This window comes from Janthinobacterium psychrotolerans (assembly GCF_001677885.1).
In the GTDB taxonomy this organism is placed as follows: domain Bacteria; phylum Pseudomonadota; class Gammaproteobacteria; order Burkholderiales; family Burkholderiaceae_D; genus Janthinobacterium; species Janthinobacterium psychrotolerans.
In genome coordinates this window covers 20,161-35,193 of sequence record NZ_LOCQ01000048.1, presented here as the reverse complement: position 1 = coordinate 35,193, position 15,033 = coordinate 20,161, and the positions used below count along the sequence as shown (strand labels likewise).

Annotated in this window: 14 protein-coding genes; 7 read left to right on the top strand and 7 right to left on the bottom strand. The window is 63.7% G+C overall.

Annotated elements, in window-relative coordinates:
* Positions 1–8: 8 nt before the first annotated feature.
* The 3 genes from ASR47_RS07005 to ASR47_RS06995 are packed head-to-tail and all read left to right on the top strand — an operon-like array spanning position 9 to position 1,959.
* Positions 9–680, top strand: a complete 672-nt coding sequence (locus tag ASR47_RS07005) for a glutathione S-transferase (protein WP_065307041.1) — start codon at positions 9–11, stop codon at positions 678–680.
* Between the two features lie 60 nt (positions 681–740).
* On the top strand, positions 741–1,514 hold the full coding sequence (locus ASR47_RS07000; RefSeq protein WP_065307040.1) for a 5'-3' exonuclease: 774 nt from the start codon (positions 741–743) through the stop codon (positions 1,512–1,514).
* Between the two features lie 40 nt (positions 1,515–1,554).
* Positions 1,555–1,959: a response regulator gene (locus tag ASR47_RS06995; protein ID WP_065307139.1), complete on the top strand. Its 405-nt coding sequence runs from the start codon at positions 1,555–1,557 to the stop codon at positions 1,957–1,959.
* Positions 1,960–2,109: 150 nt separating this feature from the next.
* Here the strand turns inward: ASR47_RS06995 and mnmA are convergent, their stop codons facing one another.
* Together mnmA and ASR47_RS06985 are read right to left on the bottom strand one after the other, a co-directional pair.
* Entirely contained in the window at positions 2,110–3,225 is a 1,116-nt protein-coding gene (gene mnmA, locus ASR47_RS06990) for a tRNA 2-thiouridine(34) synthase MnmA (protein ID WP_065307039.1), read from the bottom strand.
* A 27-nt stretch (positions 3,226–3,252) separates the two neighbouring features.
* Positions 3,253–3,732, bottom strand: coding sequence for an NUDIX hydrolase (locus ASR47_RS06985; protein ID WP_065307038.1), 480 nt, complete (start codon positions 3,730–3,732; stop codon positions 3,253–3,255).
* 398 nt (positions 3,733–4,130) lie between these two features.
* Between ASR47_RS06985 and ASR47_RS06980 the strand changes: the two genes are divergently transcribed.
* The 3 genes from ASR47_RS06980 to ASR47_RS06970 are packed head-to-tail and all read left to right on the top strand — an operon-like array spanning position 4,131 to position 7,070.
* On the top strand, positions 4,131–5,243 hold the full coding sequence (locus ASR47_RS06980) for a Re/Si-specific NAD(P)(+) transhydrogenase subunit alpha (protein ID WP_065307037.1): 1,113 nt from the start codon (positions 4,131–4,133) through the stop codon (positions 5,241–5,243).
* Between the two features lie 37 nt (positions 5,244–5,280).
* Entirely contained in the window at positions 5,281–5,607 is a 327-nt protein-coding gene (locus ASR47_RS06975; RefSeq protein WP_065307036.1) for an NAD(P) transhydrogenase subunit alpha part 2, read from the top strand.
* Positions 5,608–5,615: 8 nt separating this feature from the next.
* Positions 5,616–7,070 (top strand): NAD(P)(+) transhydrogenase (Re/Si-specific) subunit beta, encoded by a 1,455-nt coding sequence (locus ASR47_RS06970; protein ID WP_065307035.1) that lies wholly within the window; start codon positions 5,616–5,618, stop codon positions 7,068–7,070.
* Between the two features lie 266 nt (positions 7,071–7,336).
* On the opposite strand, the gene ASR47_RS06965 is transcribed toward ASR47_RS06970, so the two are convergent.
* The 5 genes from ASR47_RS06965 to ASR47_RS06945 all read right to left on the bottom strand — a co-directional run bounded on the left by ASR47_RS06965 (position 7,337) and on the right by ASR47_RS06945 (position 12,670).
* The gene (locus ASR47_RS06965; protein ID WP_171898907.1) at positions 7,337–8,275 is read right to left on the bottom strand and encodes a GGDEF domain-containing protein; all 939 of its coding nucleotides are present in this window, start codon (positions 8,273–8,275) and stop codon (positions 7,337–7,339) included.
* 98 nt (positions 8,276–8,373) lie between these two features.
* Positions 8,374–9,516, bottom strand: coding sequence for an FAD-dependent monooxygenase (locus ASR47_RS06960; protein ID WP_065307033.1), 1,143 nt, complete (start codon positions 9,514–9,516; stop codon positions 8,374–8,376).
* Positions 9,517–9,525: 9 nt separating this feature from the next.
* Entirely contained in the window at positions 9,526–10,848 is a 1,323-nt protein-coding gene (locus ASR47_RS06955) for an aminopeptidase P N-terminal domain-containing protein (protein WP_065307137.1), read from the bottom strand.
* Positions 10,848–11,564, bottom strand: a complete 717-nt coding sequence (murU, locus tag ASR47_RS06950; RefSeq protein WP_065307032.1) for an N-acetylmuramate alpha-1-phosphate uridylyltransferase MurU — start codon at positions 11,562–11,564, stop codon at positions 10,848–10,850. Before murU ends, ASR47_RS06955 begins: the two co-directional genes overlap by 1 nt.
* A 38-nt stretch (positions 11,565–11,602) precedes the next feature.
* On the bottom strand, positions 11,603–12,670 hold the full coding sequence (locus ASR47_RS06945) for an aminoglycoside phosphotransferase family protein (protein ID WP_065307031.1): 1,068 nt from the start codon (positions 12,668–12,670) through the stop codon (positions 11,603–11,605).
* A 99-nt stretch (positions 12,671–12,769) separates the two neighbouring features.
* Here ASR47_RS06945 and ASR47_RS06940 point away from each other — a divergent pair, with 99 nt between their 5' ends.
* On the top strand, positions 12,770–15,019 hold the full coding sequence (locus ASR47_RS06940) for an LPS-assembly protein LptD (protein WP_065307030.1): 2,250 nt from the start codon (positions 12,770–12,772) through the stop codon (positions 15,017–15,019).
* The last annotated feature ends 14 nt before the right edge of the window (positions 15,020–15,033 follow it).

Genomic DNA, 15,033 nt, shown 5'->3' with positions numbered 1-15,033 from the left:
GGAATCCCATGATCGTTGTCCACCACCTCAACAATTCGCGCTCGCAGCGCGTGCTGTGGCTGCTCGAAGAACTGGGCCTCGAATACGAGGTCAAGCGCTACCAGCGCGACCCGAAAACCATGCTGGCGCCAGCCGCGCTGCAGGCCGTGCACCCGCTGGGCAAGTCGCCCGTGATTACCGACGGCGCCAACACCGTCGCCGAATCGGGCGCCATCATCGACTACCTGGTCGAGCGCTACGGCAATGGCCGCCTGGCGCCGGCCGCCGGCACGCCCGAAAAGCTGCGCTATACCTACTGGCTGCACTTTGCCGAAGGCTCGGCCATGTCGCCGCTGCTGATGAAGCTGGTGTTCGACAAGGTGGAAACCAGTCCCATGCCGTTTTTCGCCAGGCCGATCGCGCGCGGCATCGCGCAAAAAGTGAAGTCCACCTTCGTGCAGCCCAATATCGACAGGCAGCTGGCGTATATGGAAGCGGAGCTGGAGAAGAACAAATGGTTCGCCGGCAACGAGTTTTCCGCCGCCGACATCCAGATGAGCTTTCCGCTCGAAGCGGCCGCCGCGCGCGCGGGGCTCGACGCGCGCCTGCCGAAACTGACGGCGTTCCTGCAGCGCATCCATGCGCGCCCGGCCTACCGGCGCGCGCTGGAACGTGGCGGGCCTTACGACTACGCCAAGTAATCGGTAGGCCAGGGCCACGCTACGGTAAAATGATCGATTCAACCAGCATCAACTTACCGCATGGCCCGACTCCTCGCTATCGACGGCTTGAATATCGTACGCCGCGTCTACGAAGCCAGTCCTGAACCCGATTCCGACCTGAAGGCGGAGATCGCGCTGCGCCATGCGCTGTCGTCGTTCCGCACCCTGATCAACGACCACGAGCCGACGCATATCCTGCCGGCCTTCGACTATGGCGGCCCGACCTGGCGCCACGCGCTGTATGCGGGCTACCGCGAAGGGCGCCAGCCGATGCCGCAGGTGCTGCGCGACGCCTTGCCCGGCTTTTACGCCACCCTGGCCGGCTTCGGCCTGCACGTGGTCAGCATTCCCGAAGTCGAGGCGGACGACGTGATCGGCACGGCTGTCATGCGCTGGCTCAAGGAAGGGCGCGGCGCGGCGGTGATCGCCACCACCGACAAGGACTTGCACGGCCTGATCGCGCACGGCGCGCTGGTGTGGGACCACTTCAAGTGCGCCTGGCACGACCATGCCTGGGTCGAGAAGAAATTCGGCGTGCCGCCCGAGTTGCTGCCCGACCTGCTGGCGCTGATGGGCGACGTCACCGATTCGATTCCCGGCGTGGCGAAAATCGGCCTGAAAACCGGCGCCAAACTGTTGCGTGCCTACGGCAATATCGACGCCGTGATGGCCGGCGCCGGCATTTTGCCCGGGGCGCTCGGTGAAAGCCTGCGAAAAGAGCGCGAAATACTGTATCTTTCAAGAAAGCTCGTTGAACTCAAGACGGATGTGAAACTGGGCGTGACGTGGAATATGCTGGCGTGGGAAAAATAAATTCTGCGCCAGGTAACAATCAAGCAAGGGATACATCATGATGTTAAAGGCAGTCCTGATCGATAGCAGCGCCGTGGCGCGCGGCCTGCTCAACACGGTCCTGACCGATGGCGGCTACGATGTGTGTGGCCAGGGCCATACCAGCGCGCTGGGCCTGGCGCTGCTGGTCAAGCACCGTCCGCATTTCGTGTGCATCGCGCGCGAACAGGTGGAAGACGGCACCGACGTGGTACGGTCCATCCGCGAACAGTTTCCGAAAACGCTGATTTTCATGATCTCCGGCGGCATCGACGCCGCCTCGCTGCAGCAGGCGCACGCGATGGGCGTGTCGGGCTTTATCGTGAAACCCTTCATGGCCGACACGGTGCTGAAAACCGTGCGCAATACCGTGATCGCGATGGTGCGCAAGCAGCAGGCGCTCGCCGTCGCTCAGAAGGACGCCTGATTAAATCTACTGCGCGTCGCGATTTGCGGCGGGCGATGCTCGCTGTACTAAAGTACAGCTGCGCTTCTCGGGCCAACGGGGGCGCCTGGCCTCACTGCCGCTCGCTACGATTTTCTCAGGCGTCGATACTGAACTTTATTCCTGCAATTGTCACAGCACCCTGGTTGAGCTGGCGATAATCCCGCCGCCGAGGCACACCTCGCCGTCGTACAGCACGGCCGACTGGCCGGGCGTGACCGCCCACTGGGCCTGGTCGAAGGCCAGGCCGAACAAGTCATCGCCATTTGGCAGCAGCTGGCAGGCCACGTCGGCCTGGCGGTAGCGCGTCTTGGCGGACAGCGCGCCCGCTTCGGGCGCGCTGCCGGCGATCCAGCTGGCCTGGTCGGCCGACAGCGCCGGCGACAGCAGCCACGGATGATCGTGGCCCTGCACCACGTACAGGGTGTTGCTGGCGATATCCTTGCGCGCCACATACCAGGCGTCGCTGCTGCCGTCGGCGTTCTGGTACGACTTCACGCCGCCGATGCCGATGCCCTTGCGCTGGCCCAGCGTATAAAAACTCAGGCCCACGTGTTCGCCCACGGTCTTGCCGTCGGCCGTCTTCATCGGGCCCGGCTTGTATGACAGGTAGCGGTTCAAAAATTCGCGGAACGGGCGCTCGCCGATAAAGCAGATGCCGGTCGAGTCCTTTTTCTGCGCGTTCGGCAGCGCCAGTTTTTCGGCTATCTTGCGCACTTCCGTTTTCGGGATTTCACCGAGCGGGAACAGGGTTTTGGACAACTGCGCCTGGTTCAGACGGTGCAGGAAATAGCTTTGGTCCTTGCTGGCGTCAACCGCTTTCATCAGCTCGTAGCGGCCGGCATCGAGCGGCGCCTGGCGCACGCGCGCATAGTGGCCGGTGGCGATCAGGTCGGCGCCGAGGGTCATCGCATGGTCGAGAAAGGCCTTGAACTTGATTTCGGCGTTGCACAGCACGTCCGGGTTCGGCGTGCGGCCGGCCTGGTATTCGCGCAGAAAATCGGCGAACACGCGGTCCTTGTATTCGGCGGCAAAATTGACGGCCTCGATATCGACGCCGATCACGTCGGCCACGCTGGCCGCGTCGATCCAGTCCTGGCGCGTCGAGCAGTATTGCGAATCGTCGTCGTCTTCCCAGTTTTTCATGAACAGGCCGATCACTTCATAGCCTTGCTCCTTCAGCATCCACGCGGCGACCGAGGAATCGACCCCGCCGGACATGCCGATCACGACTTTCTTCTTGCTCATCTTGCTTTCCAATGACTTAAATAATCGCTAGGCGCTGTTAAATACAGACGCATGCGTGTGCAGCAGCGCCAGCGGCGCGCGCCGGCCTTCCAGGTATTCGTCGACGCATTGCAGCACCAGCGGGCTGCGGTGGCGGTCCTGGCAGGCCGCCAGTTCATCGCGCGTCAGCCACATGGTGCGCAGGATGCCTTCGTCGAGCGGACGGTCATGCTCGGCGCCGGCCGTGCCGCAAAAGGTGAAGCGCAAATACGTCACGTCTTCGCCCGTGCGCACCGACTGGTAGCGCGACATGTACATGCCGACCAGGCCGGTGGGGATGAAATCGTAGGCCGCTTCTTCCAGCGTTTCGCGGATCACCGCCTGTTCGAGCGACTCGAACGGGTCGAGATGGCCGGCCGGTTGATTGATCTTGACGCCCTCGCTGGTCTCTTCTTCAATCAGTAAAAACAGGCCGTCGCGCTCGACGATGGCGGCAACGGTGACAGAGGGTTTCCAGATTCTCGGCATGATCCATCCTTGAAAGAGCCGACATTTTATCTTGTTCTGCGCGCACGGTCTGAACCCGGCTTGCTTTGCGCCGACATATTGATAAAAGACAACATTTTTGCAAATAACAGGGGGCGGCACTTACATCGTGCCGGGGGCGCGCACTAGCATGGGCGAGGTTGATGGCAAGGCGCCCGGTGCGCCCGTCAATATAGGCGCTCTGCGTGGTCAAAACAAGCGCGCACGCACGCTTTGATGTGGCGAAATTGTCACAAGTTCGCGCGGCGCGCCGTGTTGCGCGGCAGGCGGCGGTGCTGCGGAAATGAGTGCCAGGCCGCTATAAGTTGCTGCTTCACAAATGTTTGCGGCCGCAGTTTACGTGTTAGATTCTAGTCAGTTTAATAATTTCTGGAGGCATCATGAGGATAGGCATACCGGCCGAAACGCGGCCCGGCGAAACCCGGGTCGCGGCCACGCCCGAGACCGTCAAGAAGCTGGCGGCCAGGCACCAGATCGTCGTGCAGGCCGGGGCCGGCCTGCCTGCCTCGATTCCCGACGAAGCCTACGCCGCCGCGGGCGCGCAGATCGCCAGCGCCCAGGAAGCCTATGGCTGCGCCATCGTGCTCAAGGTGCGCGCCCCCGACGACGCCGAGCGTGCGCTGATGCCCACTGGCACGGTGCTGATCGGCATGCTCAATCCATTTGACGCCGGCAATATCGCCGCCATGGCCACGGCCGGCCTGTCCGCCTTTGCCCTGGAAGCGGTGCCACGCATTACGCGCGCGCAGTCGATGGACGTGCTGTCCTCGCAAGCCAATATCGCCGGCTACAAGGCGGTGCTGGTGGCGGCCAATACGTATCAACGCTTCATGCCGATGCTGATGACGGCGGCCGGCACCGTCAAGGCGGCGCGCGTGCTGATCATGGGCGTGGGCGTGGCCGGCCTGCAGGCGATCGCCACGGCCAAGCGCCTTGGCGCCGTGATCGAAGCGTCCGACGTGCGCCCGCCCGTCAAGGAGCAAGTGGAGTCGCTCGGCGCCAAGTTCCTCGACGTGCCTTTCCTTACCGATGAAGAAAAGGAAATCGCCAAGGGTTCGGGCGGCTACGCGCGCGCCATGCCGGCCGACTGGATGCGGCGCCAGGCCGAACTGGTGCACGAACGGGCGAAGCTGGCCGACATCATCATCACCACCGCGCTCATTCCCGGCCGTGCGGCGCCGGTGCTGATCTCCGAAGAAACCGTGAAGGCGATGAAACCCGGCTCCGTGATCGTCGACCTGGCGGTCGAGCAGGGCGGCAACTGTCCGCTGTCCGAACTGGGCAAGACGGTGGTCAAGCATGGCGTGTACATCGTCGGCGAGCCCAACCTGGCGACCCTGGTGGCGGCCGATGCGTCGGCCCTGTACGCGCGCAATGTGCTCGATTTCCTGAAGCTCATCATCGACAAGGACGACCTGCTCCTGATCGACCGCGAAGACGAGATCATCAAGGCCAGCCTGGTGTGTGCGGGCGGCGAAGTGTTACGCAAATAAACAAGAAAATAACCATCGACCTCGGGAGAGCGGCACCATGGATATCAGTCACACCATCACCAACCTTATCATCTTCGTGCTGGCCATTTACGTGGGCTACCACGTGGTCTGGACCGTCACGCCGGCGCTGCATACGCCGCTGATGGCCGTCACCAACGCCATTTCCGCCATCATCATCGTCGGCGCCATGCTGGCCGCGGGCCTGACGCAAGGACCGCTGGCGCAGGCGGCCGGCACCCTGGCCGTGGCGCTGGCGGCGGTCAATGTGTTCGGCGGCTTCATGGTCACCCAGCGCATGCTCGAAATGTTCCGCAAAAAAGAACCGAAGGCCAAGCCGGCGGACAAGCAGGGAGGCCAGCCATGAATCACGCCATGAGTTTCGTCACCATGAACCTGGTGACGATGATGTACCTGATCGCCTCGGTGTGCTTTATCCAGGCCTTGAAAGGCTTGTCGTCGCCGGCCACGGCGCGCCGCGGCAATGCCTTCGGCATTACCGGCATGGCGATCGCCGCCGTCACCACGGTGGCATTGATATTGAAACTGAAGGAGCAGCAGACCGGCGGCATGGGCCTGACCCTGGTCATTGTCGGCATCGTCACCGGTGGCGCGATCGGCGCCTATCTCGCCAAAACCGTGGAAATGACCAAGATGCCGGAACTGGTGGCGGCCATGCATTCGCTGATCGGCCTGGCGGCCGTCTGCATCGCGGTGGCGGCCGTGTCGGAACCATGGGCCTTCAATATCGCCGAACCGGGCCAGGCGCTGCCGATCGGTAACCGCTTCGAGCTGTTTATCGGCACCTTTGTCGGCGCCATTACTTTTTCCGGTTCCGTGATCGCGTTCGGCAAACTGTCGGGCAAATACAAGTTCCGCCTGTTCCAGGGCGCGCCCGTCAGCTTCAAGGGCCAGCACATGCTCAACCTGGTGCTGGCGCTGGTGATGGTGGGCCTGGGCCTGGTGTTCTGCTTTGCCGATGGCGTGCAGCCGGCCTGGACCCCGTTCGTCGTCATGGCCATCATCGCCTTTGCACTGGGCGTGCTGATCATCATCCCGATCGGCGGCGCCGACATGCCGGTGGTGGTCTCCATGCTCAACAGTTATTCCGGCTGGGCGGCGGCCGGCATCGGCTTTTCGCTCAATAACTCGATGCTGATCATCGCCGGCTCGCTGGTGGGCTCCAGTGGCGCGATCCTGTCCTATATCATGTGCAAGGCGATGAACCGCTCGTTCTTCAATGTGATCCTCGGCGGCTTCGGCGGCGATGCGCCGGCGGCGGGCGCCGCGGGCGCGCAGGAACAGCGGCCAGTGAAATCGGGTTCTGCCGACGACGCCGCCTTTATCATGGGCAACGCTGAAACCGTGATCATCGTGCCCGGCTACGGCCTGGCCGTGGCGCGTGCCCAGCATTCCCTGAAAGAGCTGGTGGAAAAGCTGACCCACAAGGGCGTCACCGTCAAGTATGCGATCCATCCGGTGGCCGGACGCATGCCGGGCCACATGAACGTGCTGCTGGCCGAAGCCGAAGTGCCGTACGACCAGGTATTCGAGATGGAGGACATCAACGGCGAATTCGGCCAGACCGACGTGGTGCTGGTGCTGGGCGCGAACGACGTCGTCAACCCGGCGGCGAAAGATCCGAAGTCGCCGATCGCCGGCATGCCGATCCTGGAAGCGTATAAAGCCAAGAGCATCATCGTCAACAAGCGTTCGATGGCCTCCGGCTATGCGGGCCTGGACAACGACCTGTTCTACCAGGCGAACACGATGATGGTGTTTGGCGACGCGAAAAAGGTCATTGAGGACATGCTCAAGGCGGTGGAGTAGGTCGAATTGGCGGGGCGCAGCCCCGCGTAATCCGACGCCACCGGTTACGCCAACAATGTTGTCGGGTTACGCGCTGCGGGCTAACCAGACCTGCCTGCTATTTACGCCAACAATGTTGTCGGGTTACGCGCTGCGGGCTAACCAGACCTGCCTGCTATTTACGCCAACAATGTTGTCGGGTTACGCCCTGCGGGCTAACCCGACCTACCTGCCAATCCGGCATAGGTGTGTTGCCAGCGTAGGTCGTCATCCGACGCCACCACCATTTATGCCGCCACCACCTGGTTGCGGCCCTGGTGCTTGGCCTGGTACAAGGCGCGGTCGGCCTCCGACATGGCCGCGTCCAGCGTCGCTCCCAAAGCCAGGCTGGCCACGCCTATGCTCATCGTCACATGCAGCGCCGTGCCGTCGGGCAGCGGGGTGGGGGTGGCGGCCACCGCCGCGCGGATGCGCTCGGCCACCTTGCTGGCCTGGGCCAGGGTGGTATCCGGGAACAGCAGGCCGAATTCCTCGCCACCCAGGCGTGCGCACACATCGGTCACGCGCCCCGTCTCGCGCAGTATGCGCGCCACCGTGCGCAGCACGGCGTCGCCGACGGCATGGCCATGGCGGTCGTTGATTTTCTTGAAGTAATCGAGGTCGGCCACGCCGACCGCCAGCAAGCTGCCGCTGGCGCTGTGACTGCGGGCTGCGCGCGCCATCGCCTGTTCCGCCTGCGCCTCATAGGCGCGCCGGTTCGGCAGCGAGGTCAGCGCGTCGCACAGCGCCTGCTGTTCCAGCTGCGCCAGCAGGCTGGCGTTTTTCGCGGCCAGCTCGCGCCGCTCGCGCACATCGAGCAGAAACGCGCCGAAGTAGCGCACGCCGTCGACCATGCCCAGGTCCAGCGCCTTCATTTCGATCGGGATCATCTCTGCATTGCGGTGGCGAATGGCGAACTCGCGGATCTTGCCGAGCACGCTGGAGGTGCTCGAGCTGCGGATATAGGCCATCACCATGTCGTCGTGCTGGGACGCCACCGCGTCGGGCAGCAGGCCGTTCAGGGCCTGGCCCAGCAGCTCGCCGCCGGCATAGCCCGACAGCGCCTGCATGGCGCCATTGATATAGCAGATGCGGCATTGCTCGTCGATGATGACGACGGCGTCGAGCGCGTCTTCCAGCAGGCGGGAATACAGCACTTCGGGAAGCGCGGGCAATGCATCTGTCATGGGGCTGGCCAGTATCCGGTCGATCCCCATTGTCGCATCGACCGGTGATTTACTCCATGCCGGTATTGTCCGCTGTGACTTTTTCGCCCGTACCGGACTCAGCGACGGCCGTACATCATCAGCTCGGCCAGGCCTCTTCTCGCCGGGCTGACAATATCGAGCAGGCCCAGGGACAGCCCCAGCATGGTCTGCGCCGGTGTCGATCCGGTAAATATCCTCGCCATGGTGTCGGTCACGCGCACGGTGGCGCCGCGATCAAACTGGCGCAGTGCCGCATAACGGGCCAGCCCGGCCGGGCCAGGGTCCTGCGCCAGCACGCGGGCCAGCACGGCCGCGTCGCGCAGGCCCAGGTTCAGGCCCTGGCCGGCCACCGGATGCAGGGTTTGCGCGGCATTGCCTATGGCCACCGTGCGCGCCGTACCCGCCGCCTGTGCATTGAGGCCCAGCGGATAGGCCAGGCGCGGCGTCGCCTGCGTAAAACGCCCGAGCCGGCCGCCAAAAGCCTCGCCCAGGCGTGCCAGGAAGGCGGCGTCGTCGAGCGCCAGCAAGTGTTCGGCGCGCGCCGGCGGCACGCACCACACCAGCGCATAGCCGTCGTCTTGCGGCAGCAGCGCCAACGGGCCGTCGTCGGTAAAGCGTTCATAGGCGCGGTGCGCGATCGGCGCATCGGCCCTGACCCAGGAAATGATGGCGCTCTGGCCATAATCGCGGCTCCTGGCGCGTTCCAGCTGCTGGCCGAACAGGCCGCCTTCGGCCTGCGCCAGCAAGCGGGCGCGGATGTCGGACACCACGCCATGCTGTTCCAGCGCCACCGTCACGCCGTCGGCGTCTTCCGTGCTGCCGGTCACCAGCGCCGGGCGCAAGGTGGTCACGCCCAGCTGTTCACATGCCGCCGCCAGCACCGCCACCACGTCGCCATAGCGGGCCACGTAGCCGAGCGCGTCAACGCCATGTTCGGCGCGGTCCATCAGGCTGCGTCCGAAACGCCCGCGGCGCGAGACATGGATTTCATGGATGGCGGTGGCCGCCACCGGCCAGGCGCCCGCTTCTTCGAGGATTTGCCGGCTGCCGTACGACAGGGCGATGGTGCGCGGATCGCGCCTGGCCTGGGCTATCGATTTGGCGTCGATCAGGGCGATGCCGGACGCGCTGGCGCCGCGCCGTACCAGCAGGGCGGCCAGCGCCATGCCGACCGGGCCGGCGCCGCAGATGGCAAGATCAAAGGAAGACGGTGTAGGCATGCGGCAGATTCAATCCTGTGACATCAGTTGTTCGATTTCAGCCACGCTTTTGGGCGCCGTGCTGAAGATTTCATGGCCTTGCGGCGTGACCAGCACGTCGTCCTCGATGCGGATGCCGGTGTGCCAGAAGTGCTCCGGCACGCCGGGGGCCGGGCGCACATAGATGCCCGGCTCTACTGTCAGCACCATGCCCGCTTCGAGCAGCCGCCAGGGCTTGCCTTCGGCCTGCGTGTCGCGGTAGGCGCCCACGTCGTGCACGTCCAGGCCCAGCCAGTGGCTGGTGCCGTGCATGTAGAACGGCATATAGGCCTTGTCGGCGATCACGTCCTGCACCCCGCCGCTGGTCTGGGCGTCCAGCAGTTTCAGGTCCAGCATGCCCTGCGCCAGCACCTTCAGGGCCGCCTCGTGGATCAGGCTTTGCGGCAGGCCGGGGCGCACCATGTCGAGCGCGGCCTGCTGCGCCGCCAGCACCAGTTCATACAGCTCGCGCTGCGGCGCGGAAAAGCGTCCGTTGACGGGCCAGGTGCGCGTGATGTCCGATGCATAGCCGTCGAGCTCGCAGCCGGCGTCAACCAGCAGCAGCGCGCCATCGTGCAATGGCGCGTCATTGGCGCTGTAATGCAGGATGCAGGCGTTGGCGCCGCCGGCGACGATGGACGAATACGCGGGGAACTGCGCGCCGCTGCGGCGAAATTCATACAGCAGCTCGGCTTCGATCGCGTATTCATGCAGTCCCGCGCGGGTGGCGCGCATGGCGCGCACATGGGCCGCGCTGGCAATCGCGGCGGCGCGCCGCATCACATTCTGCTCTTGCGGGTCCTTCAGCAGCCGCATCGCGTCGAGCATGGGGCTGATATCGACCGCGCTGGCCGGCGGCAGCACGCCGCTGCGCGCCTTTTGCCGCACCGCGTGGCGCCACAGTTTCACCTGCACGTCGAGGCTGCCGCCCATCGGGTAGTAAATGGCCGGCGCGTCGGTCAGCAGGCGCGCCATTTCCACGTCCAGCTCCTCGATGGCAAACGCGGCATCGAAGCCGAAGGCGGTGCGCGCCGCCTCGGGGCCATGGCGAAAGCCGTCCCAGATTTCGCGCTCGGTATTTTTAGCGCGGCAAAACAGGATGGCGCGCGCCGGCGCGGTGCCGCTCCCGGCCACCAGCGCCAGCGCGCTGTCCGGTTCCGTGAAGCCGCTCAGATAATAAAACGCGCTGTCGTGGCGATACGGGTAGTCGCAATCGCTGTTGCGGGCCACTTCCGGCGCGGTGGCGATAACGGCCACGCTGCCGGGAACCATTTGCGCCAGCACGGCCGCGCGCCGCGCCGCATGATTGGCCATCATGCCGCGGCGCCCGCCTTGACGCCGTTGAGCACGTCGAGCTGGGCCGGCGTGCCGACATTGGTCCACTCGCCCGGATAGATTTCGCCGCCGACGCGGCCCAGTTCCGCATACTTGCGCAGCAGGTCGCCCAGGCCCGCGTGTTCGCCGGGGTTGACGCCGTCGAACATTTCAGGGCGATACACGCCGATATTGGCAAACGTCCATTTCGGCTCGCCCGTATTGTTGATCGCATACAGGGTCAGGCCGAAGTCGCCGTTCGGATGAAAATCGGGATTGGGCACCAGGTAGGTCCAGGCGATATCGCGTTTGTCGGCCGGGTAGGGCGTGCCCAGCACGTCCTTGTCGGCCAGCACATCGAGTACCTGCGTGAAATCGAAATACGGGCAATAGATATCGCCGGAAATGGCCAGGAACGGTTCCTCGCCCAGCAGGTGGCGCGCCTGGGCGATGCCGCCGGCCGTTTCCAGCGGCGTCGTTTCGGGCGAATACGCGATGCGCGCGCCATACTGGCTGCCGTCGCCCAGGGTGTCCTCGATCAGATGGCCGAGGTGGGAATGGTTGATGACGATGTCGGTAATGCCGGCGCGCACCAGGTTGAGCACATGCCAGACGATCAGCGGACGGCCGCGCACTTTGAGCAGCGGTTTGGGGCAGGTATCGGTGAGCGGACGCATCCGTTCACCGCGGCCTGCGGCGAAAATCATGGCTTTCATGGGTCTGTCTTTTCAGTATTTCAGTATCGGTGTTCGGTTCAGAACGTGTAGCCGACTTGCGGCGTCTTGTTCTCTAAAGCATCGAGCAGGCGCACCAGCGGTTTCAATTCCGTGTAGCGGTTGGCCGTCTTGCGCACGTAGTCGAGCACGGTGGGCAGGTCGCCCATGTACAGCGGCTTGCCGTCGCGGTAGTTCAGGCGCGTAAACACGCCGAGGATTTTCAGGTGGCGCTGCAGGGCGGTGAATTCGAAGTCGCGGTAGAACGCGTCGATATCGGGATTGACCGGCAGGCCCAGCTGCTTGGCGCGCTGCCAGTAGCGGATCACCCAGTCCAGCACCAGCTCCTCATCCCATTGGATATAGGCGTCGCGCAGCAGCGAGGCGATATCGTAGGTGATGGGGCCGAACACGGCGTCCTGGAAGTCGAGGATGCCGGGGTTGGGCAGCGAGCCGTCGTTCACATGCATCAGATTGCGCGAATGGTAGTCGCGGTGCATGAACACTTGTTGTTGCGACAGGATATTGGCCGTGATCGCCTCGAACACTTTATGGAGCTGGGTTTCCTGCACATCGGTCAGGGTGGCGCCCAGGTGCTTGCCGATAAACCATTCCGGGAACAAATTCATTTCGCGCAGGATAAAGGCGCGGTCGAATTCGGGCAGCACGCCCGGTTCGCTGGCCTGCTGGATTTTCATCAGCGACTCCAGCGCTTCGGCGTACAGCACGGCCGCGTTGTCGTGGTTGAGCGCATCGAGATAAGTGGTGGTGCCGAGGTCGGACAGCAGCAAAAAGCCGTTGTCGAGGTCTTGCGCCACGATCTCGGGCACCGACACGCCGGCGCTTTTCAGCAGGTGCGCCACCTTGACAAAGGCCGGCACGTTTTCGCGCTCGGGTGGCGCATCCATGGCGATCAGGGTGCTGCCTGCCACGCTGGCGGTACCAGGCAGGACGTCGAGCCGGTAGTAGCGGCGGAAGCTGGCGTCGCTGGAAGCAGGGCGGGCGGAATCGGGCGCGACGAGGTCCAGCGTGGTCAACCAGGCTTTCAACAGGGTCAGGCGCGCATCAGCCGTTGCCGGCGCGTTGGGGGAATTGGGGGAGAATGACATTAAGCGGCCTGTGGAATCGGGTTGATGGTGCGTATTCCCATATAATAAGGGATTCAAATCAAAAAATCGCCTGTCAATGGTGCTTGCCCCTTCGAATTCATGAGCTGGTTTTCGGCCTCCCCCCCTTCACAGCGCTGGGCTTTTGCCATCAGCGCGCTCGTCACCGCTGCGGCGGTGCCTGCCCACGCCCAAAAAGCGCCCCGCCCGGCGCATGTGGAAGATGTGGACGCGCCCACCGTCATGACGGCGGACAGCATGAGCGGCCGACCGGAACGCGAGCTCAATCTGAACAGCAATGTGGTGATCGAGCGCGGGAAAACCACAAAAATGACGGCCGATACAGCTTGTTACAAACAAGTTGAAGATGAGTTCGATGCGGAAGGCCGCATCAGGATGTGGCGTTTCGGCGACTATTACACGGGCGACGTGATGAAGCTGAACATGGAGACCGGCAAGGGTTTCCTGCTCAATCCGACTTACCAGTTTGAAGTGGGCGGCGGGCGCGGCAAGGCCGAGCGCATCGACTTCATCAACCAGGACGAAGCGACCGTCATCGACGGTACCTACACCACCTGCGAGGGCCCGAACCCCGACTGGTACCTGAAGTCGAGCACCCTGAACCTCGACAGCGGCCGCGATGTGGGCACCGGCAGCAAGACTGTCATCTATTTCAAGGACGTGCCGATCCTGGGCACGCCCGGCATCTCGTTTTCGCTGTCGGGCGCGCGCCGCTCGGGCTGGCTGGCGCCAACGCCGGGCTTCAATTCGAAAAACGGCTTCGAGCTGCTGGTGCCCTACTATCTGAATATCGCGCCGAACCGCGACCTGACCCTGTACCCGAAATACATACAGCGGCGCGGCATCCAGCTGGGCGCCGTCGGACGCTACCTGGGCGAGACGGACGCCGGCCTGTACAGCGGCGAGACCGCGGTCGAGTATTTGCCCAACGACAAGCAGACCAAGACCAACCGCTACATGATCAAGTCCAAGCATGAGCAGGCGCTGGCCAAGGGCTGGACCTATGGCTGGGATGTGCGCGAAGCGTCGGACAATAACTACCCGAACGATTTTTCGAAGAACGTGGCCAGCGCCACCGAGCGCCAGTTGCTGCGCGAATTGCGCACCGATTACCGTACCGAAGACTGGAGCCTGACGGCGCGCGTGCAGAATTACCAGGTGCTGCAGGACCCGGCCGCCGCGACCGACCCCAACCTGACCGTCACGCGGCCGTATGACCGTTTGCCGTCGGTTAATTTCCACGCCGGCAAATACGATGTCTGGGGCGGTTTCGACTGGACCTTCGACGCGGAGGCGACGCGTTTCTCGCATCCGACCAAGGTCGAGGGTTCGCGCGTGGTGGCCGTGCCGCAAGTGAGTTTCCCCATCATCCGTCCCGGCTACTTTGTCACGCCCAAGCTGATGCTGAACGCCAGCGCCTACGAGCTCGACAATAACGCCGCGACCCGCGCGCAGTTCCCGAAGACCTCGCTGACGCGCGCCGTACCGACCTTTTCGGTCGACAGCGGGCTGGTGTTCGAACGCGACACCAAGCTGTTTGGCGACAAGGGCGGCACGCAAACGCTGGAGCCGCGCCTGTTCTACGTCTACACGCCTTACCGCGACCAGTCGCAGTTCCCGACCTTCGACACCGACAACGGCACGTTCAACCTGACGCAGATCTTCACGGAAAACCGTTTTGTCGGCAGCGACCGCATCGGTGACGCCAACCAGGTCACGGCAGCTGTCGTATCGCGCTTCCTGCAGCCCGATGGCGCCGAGCGCCTGCGTTTGACCTTCGGCCAGCGTTTCTATTTTGCCGACCAGCGCGTGCAACTGAACTCGGCCACGCCGGTCAACCAGTCGCGTTCGGATATCCTGCTGGCGGCAACCGGCCGCGTGTCCGACACTTGGACCGTCGACAGCCTGGTGCAGTACAATCCCAGCGAAGGCCAGCTGATGAGCTACAACTACACCTTGCAATATCAGCCGGGCGCGAAGAAGGTATTAAATGTCAGCAATCGTTTCCAGCGCGGCAGCATGCGCAACGCGGAAGTATCGGGCCAGTGGCCGCTGACCGATCGCCTGTACGGCGTGGGCCGCATCAGTTACTCGCTGCTGGACCGGCGCATGGTCGACAGTCTGGTCGGCCTGGAATACAAGGGTGACTGCTGGGTGTTCCGCATGGGCGCGCAGCGTTTCGTGACGTCCGCCAAGGATGCCTCGACGCCGATCTTCTTCCAGCTGGAACTGACGGGCCTGTCAAATGGCCTGGGCCTGGGCGCGAATGGCCTGGAAACATTTACAAAAACGGTCCCTGGCTATCAGGCATTGAACCCGCCGATCCGTTAAGATGGGCGCCTGCG